Annotated in this window: 19 protein-coding genes; 3 read left to right on the top strand and 16 right to left on the bottom strand. The window is 68.2% G+C overall.

The annotated features are described in order from the left end of the window. Positions 1-60 precede the first annotated feature (60 nt). Positions 61-1,788 carry a methyl-accepting chemotaxis protein gene (locus tag AC1RJ9_RS16430; protein ID WP_492837972.1) on the top strand — a complete coding sequence of 576 codons (1,728 nt, stop codon included), beginning with the start codon at positions 61-63 and terminating at the stop codon, positions 1,786-1,788. A 455-nt stretch (positions 1,789-2,243) separates the two neighbouring features. After that, positions 2,244-3,272 (top strand): tryptophan--tRNA ligase, encoded by a 1,029-nt coding sequence (gene trpS, locus AC1RJ9_RS16425; RefSeq protein ID WP_492837971.1) that lies wholly within the window; start codon positions 2,244-2,246, stop codon positions 3,270-3,272. Positions 3,273-3,432: 160 nt separating this feature from the next. On the opposite strand, the gene AC1RJ9_RS16420 is transcribed toward trpS, so the two are convergent. From AC1RJ9_RS16420 to AC1RJ9_RS16350, 15 genes are all read right to left on the bottom strand, one after another. After that, the gene (locus AC1RJ9_RS16420; protein ID WP_492837970.1) at positions 3,433-4,524 is read right to left on the bottom strand and encodes a protein-glutamate methylesterase/protein-glutamine glutaminase; all 1,092 of its coding nucleotides are present in this window, start codon (positions 4,522-4,524) and stop codon (positions 3,433-3,435) included. Between the two features lie 4 nt (positions 4,525-4,528). Continuing rightward, a complete protein-coding gene (locus AC1RJ9_RS16415) occupies positions 4,529-5,386 on the bottom strand; it encodes a CheR family methyltransferase (protein ID WP_492837969.1) in 858 nt (285 codons plus the stop codon). A gap of 12 nt (positions 5,387-5,398) precedes the next feature. Next, the gene (locus AC1RJ9_RS16410) at positions 5,399-5,884 is read right to left on the bottom strand and encodes a chemotaxis protein CheW (protein ID WP_492837968.1); all 486 of its coding nucleotides are present in this window, start codon (positions 5,882-5,884) and stop codon (positions 5,399-5,401) included. Then, positions 5,884-7,680 carry a methyl-accepting chemotaxis protein gene (locus tag AC1RJ9_RS16405; RefSeq protein WP_492837967.1) on the bottom strand — a complete coding sequence of 599 codons (1,797 nt, stop codon included), beginning with the start codon at positions 7,678-7,680 and terminating at the stop codon, positions 5,884-5,886. Before AC1RJ9_RS16405 ends, AC1RJ9_RS16410 begins: the two co-directional genes overlap by 1 nt. 184 nt (positions 7,681-7,864) lie before the next feature. Then, positions 7,865-9,553 (bottom strand): methyl-accepting chemotaxis protein, encoded by a 1,689-nt coding sequence (locus AC1RJ9_RS16400; RefSeq protein WP_492837965.1) that lies wholly within the window; start codon positions 9,551-9,553, stop codon positions 7,865-7,867. A gap of 16 nt (positions 9,554-9,569) precedes the next feature. Then, complete coding sequence (locus AC1RJ9_RS16395; protein WP_492837964.1) at positions 9,570-10,055, bottom strand: chemotaxis protein CheW; 486 nt, start codon at positions 10,053-10,055, stop codon at positions 9,570-9,572. Between the two features lie 11 nt (positions 10,056-10,066). Then, positions 10,067-12,049, bottom strand: coding sequence for a chemotaxis protein CheA (locus AC1RJ9_RS16390; RefSeq protein ID WP_492837963.1), 1,983 nt, complete (start codon positions 12,047-12,049; stop codon positions 10,067-10,069). Beyond that, on the bottom strand, positions 12,046-12,411 hold the full coding sequence (locus AC1RJ9_RS16385; protein WP_492837961.1) for a response regulator: 366 nt from the start codon (positions 12,409-12,411) through the stop codon (positions 12,046-12,048). The genes AC1RJ9_RS16390 and AC1RJ9_RS16385 overlap by 4 nt, the downstream gene beginning before the upstream one ends. After that, entirely contained in the window at positions 12,408-12,734 is a 327-nt protein-coding gene (locus tag AC1RJ9_RS16380; RefSeq protein ID WP_492837960.1) for an STAS domain-containing protein, read from the bottom strand. The genes AC1RJ9_RS16385 and AC1RJ9_RS16380 overlap by 4 nt, the downstream gene beginning before the upstream one ends. 168 nt (positions 12,735-12,902) lie before the next feature. Then, positions 12,903-14,717, bottom strand: a complete 1,815-nt coding sequence (locus AC1RJ9_RS16375) for a PAS domain-containing hybrid sensor histidine kinase/response regulator (protein WP_492837959.1) — start codon at positions 14,715-14,717, stop codon at positions 12,903-12,905. Between the two features lie 77 nt (positions 14,718-14,794). After that, the gene (locus AC1RJ9_RS16370) at positions 14,795-15,145 is read right to left on the bottom strand and encodes a hypothetical protein (RefSeq protein WP_492837958.1); all 351 of its coding nucleotides are present in this window, start codon (positions 15,143-15,145) and stop codon (positions 14,795-14,797) included. Between the two features lie 174 nt (positions 15,146-15,319). Further along, the gene (locus tag AC1RJ9_RS16365; protein ID WP_492837957.1) at positions 15,320-15,514 is read right to left on the bottom strand and encodes a hypothetical protein; all 195 of its coding nucleotides are present in this window, start codon (positions 15,512-15,514) and stop codon (positions 15,320-15,322) included. 285 nt (positions 15,515-15,799) lie between these two features. Beyond that, a complete protein-coding gene (locus AC1RJ9_RS16360; RefSeq protein WP_492837956.1) occupies positions 15,800-17,539 on the bottom strand; it encodes a nucleotidyl cyclase domain-containing protein in 1,740 nt (579 codons plus the stop codon). 11 nt (positions 17,540-17,550) lie between these two features. Next, entirely contained in the window at positions 17,551-17,967 is a 417-nt protein-coding gene (locus tag AC1RJ9_RS16355; RefSeq protein ID WP_492837955.1) for a hypothetical protein, read from the bottom strand. After that, the gene (locus AC1RJ9_RS16350; protein ID WP_492837954.1) at positions 17,968-19,998 is read right to left on the bottom strand and encodes a toll/interleukin-1 receptor domain-containing protein; all 2,031 of its coding nucleotides are present in this window, start codon (positions 19,996-19,998) and stop codon (positions 17,968-17,970) included. Positions 19,999-20,031: 33 nt separating this feature from the next. Between AC1RJ9_RS16350 and AC1RJ9_RS16345 the strand changes: the two genes are divergently transcribed. Then, the gene (locus AC1RJ9_RS16345) at positions 20,032-20,778 is read left to right on the top strand and encodes a Crp/Fnr family transcriptional regulator (protein WP_492837953.1); all 747 of its coding nucleotides are present in this window, start codon (positions 20,032-20,034) and stop codon (positions 20,776-20,778) included. A gap of 11 nt (positions 20,779-20,789) precedes the next feature. Here AC1RJ9_RS16345 and AC1RJ9_RS16340 read toward each other — a convergent pair whose 3' ends face one another. Next, positions 20,790-22,769 carry a TonB-dependent receptor gene (locus AC1RJ9_RS16340; protein WP_492837952.1) on the bottom strand — a complete coding sequence of 660 codons (1,980 nt, stop codon included), beginning with the start codon at positions 22,767-22,769 and terminating at the stop codon, positions 20,790-20,792. Between the last annotated feature and the right edge of the window lie 36 nt (positions 22,770-22,805).

Raw genomic sequence — 22,805 nt, 5'->3', positions numbered from 1 at the left:
TTTACGCCAAATTCGCACATTGTGGATGATCTTGTCGGCCACGGTTCACACGGCGAGCTCATGGCCCTCTCATCCCTGGCGTTTTCAGCTTCCCATGCGGGTGACGGCGGGGTTCACGCGCGCCTGGAAACCGCGCGTGGCGCGATCGAAGGTCGCTTCGTGGAGGTGGGCGAAGTCCTTTCGCAGGTCGTGGACGGGACCAGCGCCCTGATCACCGCCCTGGACCGGATGCGCGAGGGCCTGGAAGGCCAGGAAGTCGCCGCCGCGACCCGCCAGCTGAGCGAAGCCTCCAACCAGCTGCGGGAATTGCCCGCCGCCCTGCACGCGCGCCGCGACCGCCTGGGCGCCTTGGTCAGCGCTGGCGACGCCCTGACCGCCTGTATCGAGGACATGCGCCAGCACCTGGCCTACCTCCGGGTCTTCGGCGTCAACATCAAGATCACCTCGGGCGGCATCGCCGCCGCCGGCCCGGAGTTCGCGATCTTCGCCCAGGAGATCTGCGACTGCATCGAGCTGGGCCGCACCCAGCTGGACACCTTCCGCAACGACCTCTCCAGCATGGACGGCGCCCTGCGCGCGGCCCTGGGCCACGAGGACGAGCTGCGCCGCCGTTGCGACGGCCTGCTGCCGGCCGTGCCCGACGCCCTGGTCGGGCAGACCGCCGCCATCGCCGACCACCAGGCGAAAATCGCTGAAATCACCGCCCGTGTCGCCGAACTGGTCCGCGACGTCCGCAAGAAGATCGGCTCGGCCCTGGCCGCCCTGCAGATCGGCGACATCACCCGCCAGCGCATCGAGCACGTCCAGAAGGGTCTGACGCTGCTGCGAACCTCGGCCCCGGCCCGCGCCCTCTCCGCGCAGGCGCGCGAGCGGCTAGAGGCCTTCGTGCACCGCCTGCTGGCCGCCCAACTCACCGCCACCATCGACGACTTCCACCGCGACGTCTCGCGCATCGGCCAGAGCGTCAGCGCCATCGCCAGCGACGCCAGCGAGATCCTGCGCCTGCGAGACCATGCCCAGGGCGGTTCGTCGAACGGCGAAACCAGCTTCCTGCGCGGCCTGGAGACCAGCGTCGGCGAGGCCTTCGCGCTCGTGGACGACATCGACGCGGGCGCCCGCCAGGCCGCGGATGTGAGCCACTCGGCCGCCAGCTCAGCCCGCGACCTGGCCGCCCAGATCCACGGCATCCAGAACATGCGCGCCGACGTGCAGATGATGGCGCTCAACACCACGCTGAAGTGCTCGCGCATCGGCGAGACCGGCAAGCCGCTGGGCGTTATCGCCGTCGAGCTGCGCGCCCATGCCGGTCACCTGGAAACCTCGGCCGCCCGCACCCTGACGGCGCTGCAGTCGCTCTCGGCCTCGGCCGACGCCCAGCCGCAAGCCAACGGCCAGGACGGCGCGGCCAGCGCAGCCCTCGCCTTGCGCGAGGCCGTCGGCCGTATCCGCAAGACCGGCGACGCCGTCGAAGGCGGCCTCGTCGACGCCGCCCGCCAGGGCGCCGACGTCGTCGAGATGCTCCGCCGCGCCGCCGCTCGCTTCGACTTCCAGCGCCAGGTCGGCGACCACCTCGACCAGGCCGCCGCCGAGCTGGAGAGCCTGTCCGGCGACGTCCAGGTCGATGACCTGATGGGCGCCCTGTCGCCGCTGCTGACCGACCTGGCTCGCAGCTACACCATGGCCCAGGAACGTGAGGTCCACGCCGCGCTGACGGAAGGGCTGGACCTGGCGATGATCGAGGCGCCGGCGGAAACCGAGGCCGTCGAGGACGACGACCTGCTGTTCTAGGACGACCTCCTAGAGCGCCACCGCCGCCAAAATCCCCGTCATTCCCGCCTGTGGCGGCCCCTGGCGCAGCCGACAAGACGCAAGCCGCCTCTCCCGCACCTGCGGCGGATAGAGGGGTTCCCGCCACAAGGGTGGGAGTTCACCGAGACCGACAAATCCTGGCGGTGGTGATCTGAAGGTCCGGATACGGGCCAGAAGCCTATGGCAAACTTCGACCCTGAGCGGACGCTCACCGCGTGCGAGACCGCCTAGCGTCCTGGTCGGCTGGATGCTATGTGGCGCGCATGAACGATCGCTCGCTCGCCTTCTGCTGCTGGTGGCGCTCCTTTTCGTAAGGAGCGGCCCGTCGTTCACGCATTTCATCGCACGCGGCGCCGCCGGACTTCCGGCCTAGGCGCTTTGTTATGCGTGATGATCCGGTCCGTCTGGCGGCGCCCCTTTCCAGGAGAGCCGTCATGTCCGCCATCAACACCCGCCCTGTCGTCCTTACCGGCGATCGTACGACAGGACCGCTTCACCTCGGTCACTATGTCGGCTCGCTGAAGAACCGGCTCGCACTCCAGGACGATCACCGCCAGTTCCTGCTGCTTGCTGATGCCCAGGCGCTGACCGATAACGCCGATGATCCCGGACGCATTCGGCGCAATGTCATCGAGGTCGCGCTCGACTATCTCGCCGTTGGAATAGACCCTGAGAAGTCCGTGATCTGCGTGCAGTCGCGTCTCCCGGCGCTCGCGGAACTGACGATGCTCTACATGAACTACGTCACGGTAAGTCGGTTGGAACGTAATCCAACCGTGAAGCAGGAGATCGTACAGCGCGGGTTCCAGCGGGACATTCCCGCCGGCTTTCTCTGCTACCCGGTCGCTCAGGCCGCCGACATCACCGCCTTCAAGGCGGGCCTGGTGCCCGTCGGGGAAGACCAGCTCCCGATGATTGAGCAAACGAATGAGATCGTGCGCCGCGTCAATCGCCAGGTTGGCCGGGAGGTGTTGCCCGAGGCGCGGGCGCTCGTGTCATCCGTGGGTCGGCTCCCTGGGATCGATGGACGTTCCAAGATGAGCAAAAGCGCCGGCAACGCCATTCCGCTCTCGGCTAAGCCTGAGGAGATCAGCTCGGCGGTCCAGGCGATGTTCACCGACCCCGACCATCTACGGGTAAGCGATCCTGGGCGCGTCGAGGGCAACGTCGTCTTCACCTACCTCGACGCCTTCGATGACCGCCCCGACGAGCTTGAGGACCTAAAGGCGCATTACCGGCGCGGCGGACTCGGGGACATGGTCCTCAAGAGGCGTCTGGATGCCCGCCTTCAGGCGTTGTTCGCTCCAATACGCGAACGGCGAGCTACGTTCGCCCAGCGGCCCGACTTTGTCTTGGATCTTGTTCGAAGCGGCACTGAGCGTGGGGCGGCGCTAACCCAGGAAACGCTCAACGAGGTCAGGGCTGCTTTGGGGCTGTTCAGCTTTGGCAGGGAACGACCGTAGAGGCGCCGTGTATAGGGGCCAACTTCCACCCCGAACAGATGACCGCCATGTCCGCTTCCGGGCGCCGGCGACCGACCTTTGCCAGTGTCGGTGTGTTCCCCTCGTTTCAGGGTGGGAGTGACGAAGTTCATAGGTTCAGTTGGGGACCTGAATCTATGTGCTACCGGCTCGAAGCTTTCAGGATTTCCTTGGCCAGCGCGTGCAGCGGCGCGACGCGGTCGACGCAGCCCAGCGCGATGGCTTCCTTGGGCATGCCGAACACCACCGAGGTCGCCTCGTCCTGGGCGATCGTGTAGGCGCCGGCCTGCTTCATCTCGTTCATGCCGCGCGCGCCGTCGTCGCCCATGCCGGTCATGATCACGCCCACGGCGTTGGAGCCGGCCGAGCGCGCCGCCGAGCGGAACAGCACGTCCACCGACGGCCGGTGGCGAGTGACCAGCGGACCGTCCTTGACCGTGACGTAGTAGCGGGCGCCGCTACGCTCCAGGATCGTATGCTTGTTGCCCGGGGCGATCAGCACCCGGCCGCGCAGGACGGTGTCGCCGTCCTCGGCCTCCTTGACCGAGACCGCGCACAGGCTGTCCAGCCGCTTGGCGAACGAGGCGGTGAACTTCTCGGGCATGTGCTGGACGATGACGATGCCCGGCGAATCCGGCGGCAGGTCTTCCAGCACCGCGCGCAGGGCCTCGGTGCCACCGGTCGAGGCGCCGATGCAGACGATGGCCTCGGTCGTCTTGGCCATGGCCCTCCCCGACGGAGGGGGCAGCATGGCGTCCGCGGTAAGCTTCTTCTCCGGCTCGTGGATCGGACGCGGCACGGCCACGGGCGGGCGACGAGCGCCAGCCACGCGGGCGCTGGCGGCGGCCTTCACCGCGTCGCAGATACGGATCCGCGACTCCATCAGAGCATCGGCGACCCCGATCTTCGGCTTCAGCACGATGTCGACCGCGCCGGCCTCCAGGGCCTGCAGCAGGGTCTCCGAGCCGGCCTCGATCAGCGACGAGCACATCACCACCGGGATCGGATGCTGGCTCATCAGCTTGCGCAGGAAGGTGATGCCATCCATGCGCGGCATCTCGACGTCCAGGGTGATGACGTCGGGGATATCGTCGCGGATCCGCTTGGCGGCGACGAACGGGTCGGAGGCGACGCCGATCACCTCAATCTGCGGGTCGGACTCCAGCACGGCCGACAGGGTCTGCCGGACGGTGGCGGAATCGTCGATGATCAGGACGCGAATCTTGCCGGCCAAGGGCCTAGCCCTTCTGGAAGACGGTGTTGGCGATCTGCCGCAGCGGCAGGTCGATGCCCACGATGGACTCCGAGTGACCCAGGAACAGATAGCCGTCGGGCGCCAGGTGGCGGCACAGCCGCTCCAGCACCTTGGCCTGGGTCGACTTATCGAAATAGATCAGGATGTTGCGGCAGAAGATGATGTCCATCTGCTGTTCGACGGGATAGCGCTCGTCCATCAGGTTCAGACGGCCGTACGCGACCTTGCTGCGCAGTTCGGGAACGATCCGCACCTCGCCGCGCGAGGCGTCCTTGGCCCGCATCACGTAGCGCTGGCGACGGGGCATCGAGACCGGCTGGATCATCGACTCCACGAAGCGGCCCGCGATCGCCTGCTGCAGCACCTCGGTGCAGATGTCCGTGCCCAGGATGGAATAGTCCAGGCCGCGCCGCGCGGAACAGAATTCGTCCAGCACCATGGCCAAGGTGTAGGGCTCCGCCCCGGTCGAGGCGGCCGCGCTCCAGACGTTGATGTGGCGACGCGTCTTGGCCAGCTGCGGCAGGACCGTCTTTTCCATGAAGTCGAAGTGCACCGGCTCGCGGAAGAACTCGGTCTTGTTGGTGGTCACCGCGTCGATCAGGTGGATCGTCTCGGTTTCCAGGCCGCCGTCCTCGAACAGGAAGCGGCAGTAGTCGTTGACGTTGTCGATGCGATTGACCCGCATCCGGCGGCGCAGGCGCCCCTCCAACATGGTCTTCTTGTTCGACGGCATCTTGATGCCGCTGTAGCCGTGGATGAACTCGGCCAGCCGCGTGAAGTTGCGGGCGCTGAGCGGTTCGCTGGTCGTGACGGGTTGGAGGGCGAGCGCGGCTTGCGACACTAAGGGATCCGATCAGGCGGCTTGAGCGATGTAGGCGGCGTCCTGGCTGGTCAGCAGGCGGGCGAGGTCGAAGATGACCACGAAGCCCCCCTTCCCCGAGGCCATGTCGCGGCGCACGACACCGCGGATGTAGTCCGAACGCCACGGCACGCCGATGTCGGGCGAGGCCTCGATCTGACCTTCGGCGAACGAGATCACCTCGATCACCCGGTCGGCGACCAGGCCCAGCGACAGGATGCGGTCCTCTACCGGCACGTCGACCACCAGGATCCGCGTCGCGCCATCAGGCGGCACGGCGGGGAGACCCAGTTTCAGGCGCAGGTCCAGGGTCGGCGCGCCGCGACCGCGCACGTCGGTCAGGCCCAGCAGATAGGACGGCCCGTCGGGGATGCCGGACGGCTTGGCGTAGTCGAGGATCTCGCGGACATAGGCCACGGGAACCGCGAAGACCTCGGCCCCCAGGCCCAGGGTCACGAACTGTTCGGTCGAGCCGCTCATCAGGCATATTCCTTGAAATCGGCGTCGGCGTCGTCGGGACCGCCGTTGGTGAGGTCGAGGGCGAAGCCGGCGACGCGGGCCTGCTGGCCGGCCACCGCATTCCGCGCCGGCTTGCGCGCGGCCGGAGCGGCCGTGCGCTTGGCGGCGACAGGGCGCGGGGCGGGCCGGCGCTGCGTCGAACGGTCGGCGGTCTCCGTGCGGAAGTAGGAGATCGAGGCCTGCAGCTCCTCAGCCTGGGCCGCGAGCTCTTCCGAGGTCGCCGACATCTCTTCCGAGGCGCTGGCGTTCTGCTGGGTGACCTTGTCCAGTTGCTGGATGGCCTCGTTGATCTGCGAGGAGCCGATGTCCTGCTCGCGGCAGGCGGCGCTGATCTCGGAGACCAGTTCGGCGGTCTTGCGGATGTTCGGCACCAGGCTGGTCAGCATCTCGCCGGCCGACTGGGCGGCCTTGACGGTGTCGGACGACACGGCGCTGATCTCGGAGGCCGCCGTCTGGCTGCGTTCGGCCAGCTTGCGCACTTCCGAGGCGACGACCGCGAAGCCACGGCCGTGTTCGCCGGCGCGGGCGGCCTCGACGGCGGCGTTCAGGGCCAGCAGGTCGGTCTGGCGGGCGATCTCCTGCACGATGGTGATCTTCTCGGCGATCGTCTGCATGGCGTCGACGGCCTTGCTGACGGCGGCGCCCGAGGTCTCGGCGTCGACGGCCGACTGGCGGGCGATCTTCTCGGTCTGAGCGGCGTTGTCGGCGTTCTGCTTGATGTTGGCCGACATCTCTTCCATCGAGGCCGAGGCCTGTTCGGCGGCCGTGGCCTGTTCGGTGGCGCCCTGGCTCATCTGCTCCGAGGTCGCCGAAAGCTCCTGGCTGCCGGCCGAGACGTTCTCCGAGGCGGCGACCGCGTCGGCGACCACGCCGCGCAGACGCTCCACCATACGCTCCAGCGCCATGCCCAGGGTGTCCTTGTCCGACAGGGGCTTGGGGCGCACGGTCAGATCGCCGTCGGCGACCTTGTCCGCCAGCGCTGCGGTCTCCCGCAGGTTCGCGGTCATCCGGTTGACCGTATCGACCAAATCCTTGATCTCATCGTTGGTCGTCACCGTGACGTCCTTTTCCAGGTCGCCGACCGCCACCGCATCTATGGCCACGCTGACCTTGCGCAGGCCCATCGTGACGGTCCTGGAGATCCACAAGGCCGCGACCGAACCGATGGCCAGCGCCAGGACAACCAGTCCGATGAACAAGGCTCGCGCATCGGCGTACACCTTATCGCCTTCGGCGCTCGCGGCCGCGCCGCCATCGATGTTCAGATTGACCAGCTTGAGCAGGTCCGCCGACATATCGTCGTACAGCGCCTTACTGTCACTCAAGGCTTGGACAGCGGCAGCATTCTGATTGCTTCGCGACAACACAAGAAGGCGATCCGAGTCGCGAATATACTTTTCGTACTTTTCGGAAAACCGCCCATACAGCTCCCGTTCCTTATCCGAGGAAATCAGCTTCTCATAGCGCGCGCGATCTTTCTTGATCAGCTCAAACGTTGCGCTGATTTCCTTGTCCACATTGGCCATACCCGTCGGGTCGATCGTCGCGACGTGGACATATTGCTGAACACGCAGGTCGGATGTGGCGGTATTGATGCTGTGGATTGCATCTATACTTGGCATCCAGTTCTCAGAGATCACCGTCGACTGTTCGTTGATCGAGCTCATCTTCATGATGCCGACGACGCCCATGAGCGCCAAGATCAGCAAGACGGTGGCGAAGGCGCCAGCCAGTTTCATCTTGATAGTTGCACGCATGGAGAAGCCCCCGCTTCGGCTCAGGATTGAAAAGACAAGATCCATATGACGGTCGCCGAGGACTGGCCGCGGTCCGCTGGGTCTGTTCGAGATCGTCTGCGTTAGATGTTGAAGCGCTTACTGGGTTGGGATCGAAAAGGGTGACCGGCGCGGTAAGCCGCCGGTCCATGAGTTCAGGCCAGGATCAGGCGTATTGCTTGAAATCGGCGTCGTCGGCGTCAGGTCCGCCATTGGTCAGGTCCAGCGCGAAGCCGGCCACGCGGGCCTGCTGGGCGGCGACCGGACGGGTGGCCGGCTTGGCGGGCGCCTTGCGGGCCGGGCCGGCCGAGACCGGGCGCCTAGCCGGGGCGGCCTTGCGGACCGGGGCGCGCTGGCCGCCGTTCATGTCGGTGCGGAAGTAGGAGATCGAGGCCTGCAGCTCCTCGGCCTGGGCGGCGAGCTCTTCCGAGGTGGCCGACATCTCTTCGGACGCGCTGGCGTTCTGCTGGGTGACCTTGTCGAGCTGCTGGATGGCCTCGTTGATCTGCGAGGAGCCGATGTCCTGCTCGCGGCAGGCGGCGCTGATCTCGGCGACCAGCTCGGCCGTCTTGCGGATGTTCGGCACCAGGCTGGTCAGCATCTCGCCGGCCGACTGGGCGGCCTTGACGGTGTCGGACGACACGGCGCTGATCTCGGACGCGGCGGTCTGGCTGCGTTCTGCGAGCTTGCGCACTTCCGAGGCGACGACCGCGAAGCCACGGCCATGCTCGCCGGCCCGGGCGGCTTCAACCGCCGCGTTCAGGGCCAGCAGGTCGGTCTGGCGGGCGATCTCCTGCACGATGGTGATCTTCTCGGCGATCGTCTGCATGGCGTCGACGGCCTTGCTGACGGCGGCGCCCGAAGTCTCCGCGTCGATCGCCGACTGGCGGGCGATCTTCTCGGTCTGGGTGGCGTTGTCGGCGTTCTGCTTGATGTTGGCGGCCATTTCTTCCATCGAGGCCGAGGCCTGCTCGGCGGCGGAAGCCTGCTCGGTGGCGCCCTGGCTCATCTGCTCAGAGGTCGCCGAAAGTTCCTGACTGCCGGCCGAGACATTCTCGGAAGCGGCGATAGCGTCGGCGACCACGCCGCGCAGGCGCTCGATCATGATGTTCACATGGCCCAGCAGGTCGCCGATCTCGTCGCGGGTGGTGATCTCGACCGATTTGGTCAGGTCGCCATCGGCCACCATCCTCACGGCTTCCGAGGCGCGGCTAAGGCCCTTACTGACCGCCATCGAGATGTAGAGCGCCGCGCCGACCGCGCCGAGCAGCGAGAGAACCGACAGGCCGATCAGCAGGTTACGGGTGGTGGCGAAATCGGCGTCGGCCTTGGCGGTCGCGGTTTCCAGCTGAGCCTGCGACAGCTCGACCAGTTCCTCCACGCGGGCGCCCGCCTCGACCACGACCTTACGACCTTCGCCCATCGACAGGGCCGAGGCTTCGACATCATGGCCGGCGATCGCCATCGACAGGACGCGGCTATGGACCTCCATCATCTGATCAAAGGCCCCGCCCAGAGCCTGCCACTTCGGCCTGCCCTCGGCCGTGGCCAGGCCTTCGGCCTTGGTCAGCAGGGCGTCGAACGCCTGGCGCTCCTTTTCGATGGAGGTTTCAAGCTTGTTCACCTCCTCGGGAGAGCCGACGAGGATCATGTTCTTTTCGGAGCGCACGACGTTCAGCAGGTGGATGTTGAGCTGCTGGGCCGCTTCCAGGCGCATCGCCGGACCGTCCACCACGTCATTGAGAGCCTTGTTCGTCTTGGACAGATTGGTGATGCCAAAGACGTTCCCGATGAGCAGCAGGGCGATCACGAACCCGAAGGCCAAGCCGAGCTGAAGTTTGATGGTCAGACGCATGGGATACTCCGGGCGATCAACGTTGGGCGGTGTGGATAGGCGTCACGGGGGCCGACTGCCCCCGGGTGGCGAAGATCTGGTCCAGGTCCGGCAGCACGATCACATCGCCATTGCGGCGCACCAGGCGGCGGATGAAGTCAGCCCGCCAGCGCATGCCGACGCGCGGAACCTCTTCGGTAGAGTCGGCGGTGATCGAGGTCACCTCGTGCACCTTGTCGGCGCGCAGGCCGATCAGGGTCGGTTCGCCGTCCAGCGGGTGCTCGATGACGACGATGCGGTTGTCGATCGTGGTCTCGCCGACGGACATGCCGAAGGCCATGCGCAGATCGACGAGCGGGATCACGCGGCCGCGGAAGTTGATCACGGCGCCGACGAACGGCGGGGCCCCGGGAACCGGCGTCTCGGGCAGCAGGTCCAGGACCTCGCGCACATAGCCGGCCTCGAGGGCGAAGGTCTCGCCCTGCAGGTCGAAGGTCAGAGCCTCGATGGTTTCTTGTGTCATCGTCTTTCCCCTCACCCGGCCGCGCGCATTTGCGCGTCGTGGCGTTGGCCCAGGCTGACCAGGGCGGCGATGTCCAGAATCAAGGCCACGCCGCCGTCGCCCATAATCGTCGCGCCCGAGAAGGCGCCGACGTCTTCATGGAAGGCCGACATCGGCTTGATGACGGTCTGGTGGTCGCCAAGGATCTGATCGACGACCAGGCCCACCCGGTCCTGGCCCGTCGAAACCACGACGATCTTCTGGTGCGGGTCGGGCTGGGTCCCGGTCGCGAACTGCTCGCGCAGTCGGATGAACGGCACCAGTTCGTCGCGAAGCGTGATCAGGCTGCGACCTGCGGAGCGCAGGTCCTGGATCGGGGTCAGCTCGACGCATTCCTCGACCGTGGCCAGCGGGATCACATAGCGGCCCGAGCCGACACGGATCAGCAGGCCGTCGATGATGGCCAGGGTCAGCGGTATGCGCAGCGACACCACCGAGCCTTCGCCGGGCGTGCTGCTGATCTCGATCGAACCGCGCAGGCCTTCGATGGTCTTCTTGACCACATCCATGCCGACGCCGCGTCCCGACAGGTTGGTGATCGCCGCCGCGGTGGAGAAGCCAGGGGCGAAGATCAGCTGCAGCAGTTCGTTGTCGTTCAGCACCTGACCCGGTTGGATCAGACCGTTCTCCTCGGCCTTGGCGCGGACGCGGTCGCGGTCGACGCCCCGGCCATCGTCGGTGATGGTGATCACCACCTCGGCGCCGGACTGGCGCGCGGCCAGCATGATCTTGCCCACGGTCGGCTTGCCGGCGGCGGCGCGCTGCTCGGCGCCTTCCAGGCCGTGGTCCGCGGAGTTGCGGATCAGGTGGATCAACGGGTCGGCCAGTCGCTCGATCACCGTCTTGTCCAGCTCGGTGGTCTCGCCTTCGGTCGACAGCTCGATCTGCTTGCCGGTGTCGCGCTCCAGATCGTGGATCAGACGCCGGAAGCGGCCGAACAGCTGGGCGATCGGCACCATGCGGACGACCATCATGGTGTCGCGCATCTCGCCGGCCAGACGCTCGATTTCCTCGGCCACGGCGCGCAGGGCGACGTCGGACGACGAGGCGGCCAGTTGCTTCAGGCGCGACTGGGCGATGACCAGTTCGCCAACGCGGTCCATCAGCTCGTCGAGGCGTTCGGCGGGAACGCGGACGGTGTCTCCGGACTTGCCTCGTGTATCTTGGGGCCCGGCGCGGCCGGCCTCGGCCGGGGCGTTGGCGGCGACCGGCAGGTCTTCCGGAACGACGTCGGCCGCGACAACCGGCGCGGTGACTTCAGGCTCGACGGCGACCGCCGTGAGGTCCTCGACCTCGAGCGTCATCTCATCGATCACGAAGATGAAGACGTCGTCGATGGCGTCCCGGTCGTGCTTGGTGGTCAGCACGACTTCCCAGGCCAGGCGGCACTCGGCCGGGACCAGTTGGTCCAGCGGCGGGACGTCGTCGGTGATGACCCGCACGCGGGCCTCGCCCAGGTCGCGCAGCTCGTCCAGCAGCGGCAGCGGGCGCGCGCCGTTGATCAGGGCGTCGGCCGGCAGGCTGAAGCGGATCCTGAAGATGTTCAGGCCAGGCTCGGCCGGCGCGGCGACCGGAGCCGTCTCGCCGCCGTCGATAGCGGCCTGCAGGTCGGCCAGCAGCGCCTCACCGGCGCCGTCGACGACGGGGGCGCCCTCAGCCAGGGCGCGCATATGGTCCTGGGCGGCCAGCACGGCCGAGACCAGGCTTGGCGAAGCCGGCACCTCGCCCTTGCGGACGCGGTCGAAGGCGGTTTCGCAGTGGTGGGTGAAGGCGGCCAGGGCGTCGAAGCCGAACATGGCCCCCGAGCCCTTCAGGGTGTGCAAACCCCGGAAGATGGTGTCGATCAGCGCGCGATCCCCCGGACGACGCGCCAGATCGAGCAGGCCCTGTTCGACCTGCTCCAGCAGTTCCTGAGCCTCTTGGCGGAACGTCTCGATGGGATCCAGGCCGCTCATTTGGCGAGCACCTTCTTGACGACGCGAACCAGCTGTTCTGGATCGAAGGGCTTTGTCAGCCATCCGGTGGCGCCGGCCGCCTTGGCCTGGGCCTTCACGTCGGCGTCGGATTCGGTGGTCAGGAACAGGATCGGGACGCCCGCGCCGGCCGGCCGCTGGCGCAGCTCGCGGATCATGGTCAGACCATCCATGATCGGCATGTTCAGGTCGGTGACGATCAGGTCGAAGCCGCCGGCCGAGGCCTTGTCCAGCCCCTCGGCGCCGTGGGCCGCCTCGCTGACGTTGTAGCCTTCGCCGGTCAGGGCGATCTTGATGGCCGCGCGAATGGAGGCCGAGTCATCAACGGTGAGGATCGCGGTCATTGTTCAGTCGCCCCTTGAAGCCAGAAGTTCGCCCGGTCCCGGTCTTCGGGATCCAGGAAGCCGCCTCGCTGCAGGACCTGCAGGACCGCGCCTTGCGCGGCCCTTCGCAACACGACCGAGTGTTCGCCCTCCGCGGCTGAGCGCCGAGCAGACTCGATCAGTTGAACGAAGGTCAGATCCACTTCTTCGAGGTCGTCGATTTCAATTGTGATGGAATTATTCTGCTCGAGAGCCGCGAGCAAAATACCGTGCGCATCCGAAATATTTGAGATAGTGGCGCTGCCCGAAAACCGGACAACTGAACTTTGCAATTCGCCTGACACAGCCGCCCCCGCGTACAAATATAGTCCGTCAAAAGAACGGATCTATACCTACTATCTAAGGTGCAACCACCAAGCTTAATTTAGGGTAAACTCGACAACCCTTGGAGCTGCGACATTGTGTCCGCAACGTGCGGCTTTTTTTCCACGCGGGGTGAGACCGTCGATCACCTACAGCACGGCCTGCAGGGCGCCGAAGAGCCTGGCGGCGGTGATCGGCTTCTGCAGGTGACGGTCGGCTCCGGCCGCCAGGCTGGCGCGAACGTGCTCGTCACCGACATTGGCCGTCAGCATGAAGATCGGCCGGCGTTCCTGGCCGCCGGCGGCTTCCAGGCGACGGATCTCGCTGACCGCCGAGAGGCCGTCCATGACCGGCATCTGCATATCCATCAGCACCACGTCGGGCCGCTCGACGAGGTAGGCGCGCACGGCCTCGAGGCCGTTCTCGACGCAGGTGACCTCGGCGGCCTCGGCCAACATCAGCTCCACGATGCGACGATTAGCCGGGTGGTCGTCGGCGACCAGCACCCTTAGCGCCCGGTCCGGGACCGCTGGCGCCGATCCGTGCGCGTCACTGTCCAAGGCGGGCGGCAGCGAAAGCTCGAACCAGAACCGCGCGCCCCCGCCCGGCCTGCTCTCGCAGTCCAGGACCCCGCCCATCAGCGACACGAGGTCTCGGGAGATCGACAACCCCAGCCCCATGCCGCCGAATTGGCGGGTGATCGAGGCGTCGGCCTGCTGGAAGCGTTCGAAGAGGCGCGCCTTCTCGGCCGCGTCGAAGCCGATGCCGGTGTCGGCGACCTCGAAGCGGACCCGATCGCCCGTCCCGGCCGTCGCCGTCAGCGTGATCGCGCCGCGCTCGGTGAACTTGACCGCGTTGCGCACGAGGTTCCCGATCACCTGGCCCAGGCGCACGCCGTCGCCGATCAGCTCGCCGTTCAGCTCCGGCGGCAGGACGATCGAGAAGCTGACGTCGACCTCCCCCAGGCTCAGCTGCGCCATCGCCCCGATCGACCGCAGAAGTTCCCCCAGATGGAACGGCCTGTCGACGATGCGGACGCGGTCGCCCTCGATCTGCACGACGTCCAGCAGATCGTCGAGCAGGCGTTCCAGCGTCCGGCCGGAGTCGCGGATCATGTCGACCAACTCGCGCCCCTTCGGGTCGAGGGCGGCGCGGGCCAGCATGTCGGCTCCGGCGACGATGCCGTGCAACGGCGTGCGGACTTCATGGCTCATATTGGCCAGGAAGGCGCTCTTGGCCTGACTGGCTCGTTCGGCGGCGTCCAGCGCGGCGCGCAGGGCCTTGGCCTGGTCCAGCCGCTCGGTGATGTCCTCGCCCAGGCAGATGACGTGGCGCGGGCCCTGGTCGTCGAGGGTGGCCAGCGACTTGATGTCGAACACCCCGCCGCCCAAGGCTTCCGGCATGACGACGCCCGCGGCGATGTGGGTCTCGCCTGTCCGCAGGGCCTCGGGATCGTCGACCGTGACCGCCTTGGCCAGGTCGGGATCGAACAGTTCCTCGGGCGTGCGGCCCAGCGCGTCGTCAGCGTCGACGCGGAAAAGGGCTTCGGCCGCGCGGTTCCACAGCACGTAGCGGCGGCTCCGCGCCGACGCCACCGTGAGCGGCGACGGCAACGACTGGACGACCGAGCGCATCAGCGCCTCGGCCTCGACCTCCGCGGTCACGTCGTTCGAGACGGCGACCAGCGAGGCCACCGCCCCATCCGCGTCGCAGACCGGAGCGACCGTGGTGTCGCAATAGGTGCGGGCCGCGCCGAGCCGGGCGTCGAAGGTGCGGAAGCGGGCGATCCGTCCCTCGGCGGCCGAGGCCACGGCCCGGTCGACGGAAAAGCGGTTCTGCTCGGGCCAGTGGTCTCGCCAAGGCTTGCCACGCGCCTCCGCCAGGGAGGCGCCGGCGTACAGTTCCGCAGCCTCATTCATGTGCCGAATGCAGCCGTCCAGTTCCAGGCTCCAAAGACAGTTCAACCCGCCGCCCCCGCGCGGTCCAATCCCCGCTCTCGGATAGATAGCGCCCGGCGGCGTTAACGTCGGGTTGGCGCGCGTCAGGCTCCGGCGTCGCGGAAGCTGGAGACGATCGTCCGGCGCTCGCCGAGCTCACGATGGACATTGGCCAAAGCCTTGAGCCGCACTTCGCGCTCGGCGGCCTCGGCCTGGGCGCGGCCCGCCGCCTGGCGGGTCTCGGTCAGGCGCTCGCGGCTCAGAGCCAGCTCCGCCAGGACGCGATCACGGTCGGCGGCGAGGTCGACGGCCATCCGACGCGCCTGGACCAGGCGCGCCTCGGCGCCCAACAGCCGCAGGGCCAGGAACGCCACTGTCGGCAGCAGCGCCACGGCGAGGATCTCCGCGAGGAGGCGAATGATCGGGCTGTCGAAAAGGCTCAGCAAGGCCAGCATGTCTCGGCTCCGGTAGTTGCGGGTCAGATGTTGAGAAAGACCCGAGCGGCCGCACCGCTCGGGCCCTTCGCGACAGTGGCCCATGCGTTCCGCACACCCGGGCCTCCGTCGACCTGTCGTCCCGACGCCCCACACAGCGAGAACGACAAAGTCGCGCCGCCGACGGGCGGGAGGTCAGGCGCCGAGGGCCTGCTGCGACTGACCGCGGAGGGAGCCGACCGCGAAGTCCAGGATGTTGTGGACCACGCCGGGCAGTTGGTCGTCGGCCACGCCGTTCTCGCGGGCCCAGACGCGCAGGGCGTGACGCAGGAAGGTTCTGCCGGTTTCCGGATTGGACGGGGCGTCGGAAAGGATGTCGTCGAAATGCACGGCGCGGCTCCTGTTCTGAGGTCGGATCTCCGACCTGGTTGAGGCTTCGAAAAAGAGGACCCAGCCGGCGGGTGGCCGGGTCCCCAGTCGGTTCACGCGGCCGGCGACAGGCTTGATCCAGGGAATGGGTTGCTGCCTGTCGCGGTCGACAGTTGAACCATGTTCGCCGAGGGGGCGATCTGGATGTGCGGATATGCACATCGGGAAAAATTACGGTTTTTCCCGGGGAGGTTTACAATTGCGCGCGGCGCGCTTTAGGCGGGCAACGGCTGAACTCGAGCGCGCCTAGAGCGCGCGCGACAGGCTGAAGATCGGGGTCGCCGAAAAGCCCTTGCGCCCCTGAGTGCGGCCGACATAGCCGCAACGAACGCGGTCGCCGTGAAAGGTCGCCAACGCCCCGGCGAGGGCCTCACTGACATAGGCCGAGCCCGGCGCGACGTCTGGCTCGATACGGGCGGCCACCACGACGTGGGCTCCGATCACGGCCGGAGCCTTGGTCAACGGATTGGTCCGCAGATGGACGGGGCCGTAGTGACCGCCGATGCGCAGGCCAAGGCCGCGCGGCAGGCCCAGGGCCTTGAGGTCCAGCGACCGATGGGCCTCCAGCAGCGCCAGCGCCGCCAGGGCCGCGTCGATCGGCCGGTCGAAGACCAGGAACAGGCCGTCGCCCCAGGTCTCGATGTGACAGGGCCGCTCGGCCAGTCCCTCGACCGTATCGGCCATGCGCCCCATCACACCTTCAATGAAGGCCGGAATCTGATCGTCGCGCAGGGCGCCGAAGCCCTGGACGTCGGCGAACAGCATCGCCTTCATGGCCCGCCGCTCCGCCCCAGCCGACGGCGACGCCCAGCGCGAAGGACAGGGGGGCGGACGCTCGACCTCGATGACCACGAGCCGCCGGTCGCTGCCCGCCCAATAGGCCATGTCGGCCGAGACGCCGGCCGGGCCTGGCGCGGCGTAGCCGTCCCAGACGGCCAGCTGGATCGCCTCGGTCGACAGGGTCTCGGCGCGCAGCACCGCGCAACCCATGGCGAACTGACTGGAATAGGCGAAGACCTGTTCATCGCCGCGATAGGGGTCCTGAGAGGCGTAGCGGATCGAGGTGGCGCGCGAGAGGCAGCGTTCGAAGCGCGGGATCCAGTCCTCGCCGAACGGCGCCACCGACACCTCTACGAACGAAGCGCGGCTCACGGGCAGGACGACATGCAGCTCGCCGCCAGCGTCCAGCAGCGCCTCGGCGAAGAGAATGTCCGCCCCCGCCGCCAGGCCGCCATAGGCGAAGCCGACGCGCTGCTCGCGCAGCACCTGGTCGATCCGCTGGCGCAGCGCATCTTCGGGCAGGTTGGTGATGTGGCCGGTGAAGTGCGCGCAAACCGGCGGTCGGAACGGCGTCAGCCAGCCAGGATCCGCGCCGGTCTCGCGGCACAGTATCTCCAGTTGGCGCAGGGTCGAGGCATGGGCGGCATAGGCGCGAGGCGCGGACGCCACGGCGACCGCCAGGGTCTCGCGCGCGGCGTCCTGATCGCCAGCCAGGAACCAGGCCTCGGCGCGGCTGGCGGCTTCGTAGTAGGCGCCCTCGCCTTCCAGGCCCGGCGTGGGCGGCGTCGCCAGCACGGTCGCGGCCCGGGCGGCGGCTCCGGCGCGGTCTCCGGCCATCAGGGTCAGGGTCGCGGCGTTAATGGCGCCGTAGAGCCCGCCGAAGCGCCGGGACAAGGCCTCGTAGCGGCGGAGCGAGGCCTTGGCGAAAGCGATACGGCGCGGTCCGCGCGCCGCCAGGGCGACATCCTTCAGAAGGCGCGCGCCCAAGGCGACGGCGTCCGCATGGTCCTCCGCCTCGGCCAGGCCAAGGCGGACATATTCGGCGCGTGCGAAATCGACAGCCCCGGCGCGCGCCAGACAGAGCACGGCCGTATAGGCGATCTCACGTGAGCTTTCCCCGACTTCGAGGGCGGCGTGGGCGATGTCGTAGGCGGCCAGGATCTCGCCGCGCCGGATCAGCGCGGCGACTTGGTCCCGGTCGAACATCGCCCCGGCGATCAGGCCTTGCTACTCTCGATGTGGCCCGTGCCGTTCTCGATGACCGGATCGAGATTGATCAGCTGGCCATGCGAGTCCATCATCAAAAGGCTGTAGGTATATTCGCCCATCCGCGCGCACTCGTAGATGATCTTGAAGCGCGAGCGCGGGCTGTCCTCGCCGTCAATGCCGTAGGGAACCCAGACAAAGCTGGAGAAGTTCACCCCGTAGTCACGGTCGATCTCGATCGGACGACGCTGGAAGCTCCAGCCGGCGTTGATCAGTTGATCGCTGAGCGTAAACACGAGCAGGCAGCGCTCGGTCAAGTCCAGTTTCAGCCGAGTAGGCATGGCCGGATCGGCGAAATTCATAAAATTGTAGTGTTCGTCGAGGCCGATGACCAGTTTGACGATCTTTTCAGGTTCAGATTCGCACATTTAACTCTCTCCCGACTTCAGATTCCACCTGAAGGCGAATCTCGCCAAAAAGCAAGGAAGGCGGGGTGTTCGTAGCCTTGTTTTTTGAGTAGGCGCACGGATGCTTCCGGCTTGGCTGCGCGCGCCCGTCGCCAGATAGGCGCGCGCCAGTACGTCGCGGCTGGCCAGCGACATCGACGCCTGCTTCGGGGTCAACACGGACACCGCCTCCGAGGCCTGCCCCTGCGCCAGCCGCGCGAAGCCTTCCAGCTCCGCGGTCTCTTCCGGTTTGCCGGCCTTCAGCGCAGTCAGGAGCGCCGCCGCCAGGTCGCGCGCCCTCCCCGGGTCGCCGCTCTCCTGCGCCAGGATGATCGCCTGCCTGGCGAGACGCCCTTCCAAGTCAGCCCGCCAGACCTTCTCCTTCTTGCTGGCGTTCAGCTCGGCGAGGCTGGCCGCCGCCCCGGCGTACGCCGCGCGGGCTTCGGCCAGACGGCCCGACCAGCAGGCGATCTCGACCGCGTCCAGTTGCCCGACCACCAGATACTCACGCCAGCGCGCATTGCTGGGGTCCAGGGCCGACAGGGTATGGATGCGGCGCAGGTTGGCCTCCGACCGCGCGCGGGCCTGCGCCAAGCGCCCCAGATCCACTTCTAGCCGCGCCAGCGCCAGCTGCATCGTCACGTCCTTAGCCGCCAGGCGCTTGTCGGCCGGATCGGCCGCCGCCGCCCGCGCCAGCAGGTTGGCGGCTCGCTCACGCTCGACGAAGGCCTCGCGAGGCCGGCCCAGGCGCAGCAGGGAGTCGGCCGCCCAGGCCTGGCTGTTGGTCGCGTCGGCGATGCGGGTTTTATCGTTTGGCGCCCGGGCCAGTTCCGCGCCGAACACCTCCAAGGCGCCCCGGAAGGCCGCCAGGGCTTCCTCGGGCCGCCCCCGTTCGAACAGCAGCGTGCCGAGATTGCTGCGGGCGTAACCGACCTCGACCCGCCATTCCGCGCGGTTGGAGTCCAGCTTGACCAGCCGCTGGGCCAGTTCGTCGTAGTGCTTGAGGCCTTGTTCGGCCTTCGCGAAGTCGCCACGCCGCCACTGCACGTAGGCCAGCCAGAAGACGTTCTGAGCCTCGTCGAAGACACGGTCGCCGTTCTTGGGATCGCGCTCTGCCAGGGCGTGGGTGGTGGCCGCCGCCTGGCCGAAGGCGTCCTGGGCGCCCGCCAGGTCGCCGCGCTGCTCGCGGATCGTGCCCAGCAGGGTCTGGGCCTTGGCGCGCTGGGCCAGGGCCTTGTCGTCGAGCCGGTCGGTGCGCGACTTGCCGTAGTAGGCCAGCACCTTGGCGCTGACCCCGTCCAGCAGGTCGAGGCGACCGACGGGCTCCAGCTGCTGGCGCAGGTCGCCCAGCATGTAGGCCACCAGGGCCTCGGTCTCGTCACGCTGCTCGCGGGCGATCTGGCGCGACTTCAGCGTCACCACGGTCATGGCGCCCATGCCCACGGTCACGGCCATCGCCACGGTCGTGAACACCGCCATCACCCGCAGCCGGCGACGGGCGTCGCGCTGCACCAGCCGGTCAAGGCTGACGCCCAGCAGGCGGGCGGCGATCTTCAGCCGCGCCAGGCGCTTGCCGTCGGCGTCGGGGCGCAGATCCACGGCCAGGGGCTCGACGCCTTCCGGCAGGGCCGCGCGCAGCGACGGCGGCAGGATCTCGGCCAGCGCGGTCGTGGGCGGCGTGTCCGGCGTGATCACGCAGAGGATCCGCTCGGGTCCCCCGCCTGTCAGGAAGTGCGCCACCTCCTGGTCCACCCAGCGCGAGGCGGCGGAGGCGGACGAGCACAACACGATCAGGGCGTCGGACAGGTCCAGCGCATCGCGAATGACCTGGTTGAGGTTGGCCGAGGCGCTCAGTTCGTCACGATCGCGGAATATGGGGCGCAAGGACCGGCCGGCGCTCGCCAGGGCGCGCGGCGCGCGGTAGGTCTCCAGCGTCCGATGCAGCCACCCGGCGACTTTGCGGTCGCGGTGACTATAGCTGATAAAGGCCTTGTACCGCTGTCGGCTGTTCATGCGTCGCCCCACTCGACGGCAGGAGCGTAACCGATGACCGTGATTCCATCATCGCCCCCGCGTGCCGTCAGCCATACGATGTTCGAGCAACCGCCCAAAGACTATCGCGCCAACAAGATCTTCCGGCACATGTCGCGTGAGGAGATCGAGGCGCTGGCGCCGTTGATCGAGCATCGGTCCTACGGAAAGGGCGAGATGATCCTGCAACGCCGCGACCAGGACGGCGGCATCTATCTGCTGCTGGACGGCGTGCTGCTGGCCAATCAGTACGCCAGGTCGGGGCGCGAGGTCGGCTACCGCCGGATCACGCCCGGCGGCTATTTCGGCGAGATTTCGGCCGTCGACGGCCTGCCGCGCTCGGCCAATATCGTCGCGATCGAGGATTCCCGGCTCGCCCGCCTGCCCCAGAGTCTGGTCCGACGCCTGTTCGAGGACTCGCCGCGCTTCATGCGGGCGCTGCTGGAGGACATGGCCGGACTGACCCGTTCGCTGACGGACCGCTTGTTCGAATTGACCGCCGTCTCGGTGGCCTGCCGCGTCGATATCGAGATTCTGCGCCTCGCCACGGCCAATAGCGAGGACGGCCAGACCGGCGTCATCCACCCCTGCCCTACCCACGCCGAGCTCGCCGCCCTGCTGGGCAGCCAGCGCGAGCCGGTCACCCGCGAGCTCAATCGCCTGGCCAGCCTGGAAATCGTCCGCCAGACCGGCCGCACCCTATACGTCCTCGACCTGCCTGCCCTGGCCGCCGAGATCGAGCGGATCGGCGGCGAGGTCTAGCGCCCGGCGCCTCAACGTCTCAGGGCGAAGCCCACATACACCGTGCGCGGCGCCGAGAAACTGGTCACGCCATCCGCCGTCTGACCGACGGCCAGATCGGGGTTCAGGGCATTGTCAGCGGCCAGATAGACCTCACTCGCTGGCGATAGCCGCCAGCCGGCGCGCAGGTCCAGGCTGGTTCCGGGCTTCAGCACGCGCTGGTTCAGGTCGTCCTCGAACCGCTTGCTCTCGTATCGCAGGTCCGCGTCGAGGCTGAGGCGCTCCAACGGCCGCCAGCGCGCGCCGGCGGTGACGGTCAGGGCCGCCGCCTGGGCAGGACGCTTGCCGGTCAACTGGGCGGCCGCCGCGCCGCCGTCGACACGGGCATGGGTCGCCGAAAAGGCCGCGCGCACGGTCCAGGCGGGCGACAGGTCGGCGGCGACGTCGCCCTCCAGGCCATAGGCGTTGATCTGTCCGGCGTTCCGGCGCTGGCGCAGCACGCCGCCGGCCGGGATGAAGCCGGCGACCGGAAAGATCCCCGGACCGATGGCGATCGTGACGTTGGTGATCGGGTCCCGGACCTGGTTGTAGAAGACGCCGAGGTTCCACGTCGCGACGCCGTCACCCGAAATGCCGGTCTCGACGCCATGAAGGGTTTCGGGTTTCAGGGCGGCGTTGGCCTCGGTGACGTCGTTGCCGACGCGGAACGGGCGGTGCAGCTCATTGAGCGTCGGCGGCCGGAAGCCGGCATAGGCCGCCGCGCGGATCCAGGTCTCGCCGGACAGGCGCTGGCGAACGCCGATGCGGCCCGTCGGCGTCGCGCCCGAGGCGTTGGCTGGAGGAGCGTCCAGAGTCAGGGCGCCGGTGGCCGCGTCCCGCTCGCGCCGGACACCGTCATAAGACCGCCAGCCGTCCAGCCGCGCCCCGGCGACCAGGGAGAAGTCCGGTCGGTTCCAGGCGGCCTCGGCATAAACCCCGCCCACCAGGGTCCGGCCGCCGGCCGTGCGCTGGCGGGTGAAGGCGCCGGCCATGTAGCGAAAGAGCTCGTGGGTCTTGCCCTCGGTCATACGGGCGTCGCCGCCCAGTTCCCACGTCCACTCCCCCAGCGCGCCCTGCCAGGCGGCGTTGAGGCCGTAGCCGCTGGCCGGGGTCGAGTACTGGTCGTTGGCCGGAGTCGCGCCGGCGCGACCCGCGGCGACGGCGGCGGAGGTGTTTTCGAGATCGCTTCTGCGCAGCCAGGCCTGCACGCTCCAGGCGTCGCCCGCCACGGTCGCGGCCAGCGAAGCGCCGGTGGCGTTCGATCGAGCGCCGACCAGACCGGCGTCGCGCGTCTCCTGATAAGCGCCGGCGCGGATCGCCCAACGCACCTCGCCGAGGTCGCCCTGGACCCGGGCGGCGACCGAACCATCCTCCAAGGTCGTCGGCGTATCGGCCGCGCCCGCCGCCGAGCCTCTGACCGGCCGATAGCCGTCGGTGCGCGAGCCGCTGGCGGTCAGCAGCAGGTGGTCGGTCCCGAAGGTCCCGGCCGCGCGCCAGCCGTCGCGCTCGCGGACCTCGGCCGTGAAGCTGGTCAGGCCGCCGCCGGCCGCCCGTTCGCGCAGAGCCACGACGCCAGTCAGGGCGCCGGCGCCATAGGGACCCGCCCCGGCGCCGCGCACGACGGTGGCGCCCGAGAGACCTTCGCCCGGCAGCGACGTCCATATCACCCAGCCGCCGAACGGATCGTTCTGCGGCGCGCCGTCCAGGGTCACCAGCGCCCGGCCCGCGCCCGAGGGGGCGATGGCGCGCAGCGAAAGCCCCTGGATGGTCGGGTTGGCCGCGTCGCTGCCTGTGCGGCGGAACAGCGAGACCCCGGGCGTGGTCTTCAGCGCATCGTCCAGCCGCGCCTGGGCGCCCAGTTCGGCGGCGTCATAGTAGGCGGTGGAGAAGGCCTGCCGCCCGGCCAGCGGGAGCAGCCGCGGCGCCTCGACGACGACCGTGGAAACCGAGGGCGGCGGGGCGTCTAGCGGCACGGACGAACTCAACTTTGGGAAAGGCTATGCTTAGCC

It is taken from the genome of Caulobacter sp. GW822-FHT07D08 (assembly GCF_058798735.1).
The sequence above is the reverse complement of the archived record's forward strand: the minus strand, read 5'-3'. Positions and strand labels throughout refer to the sequence as shown.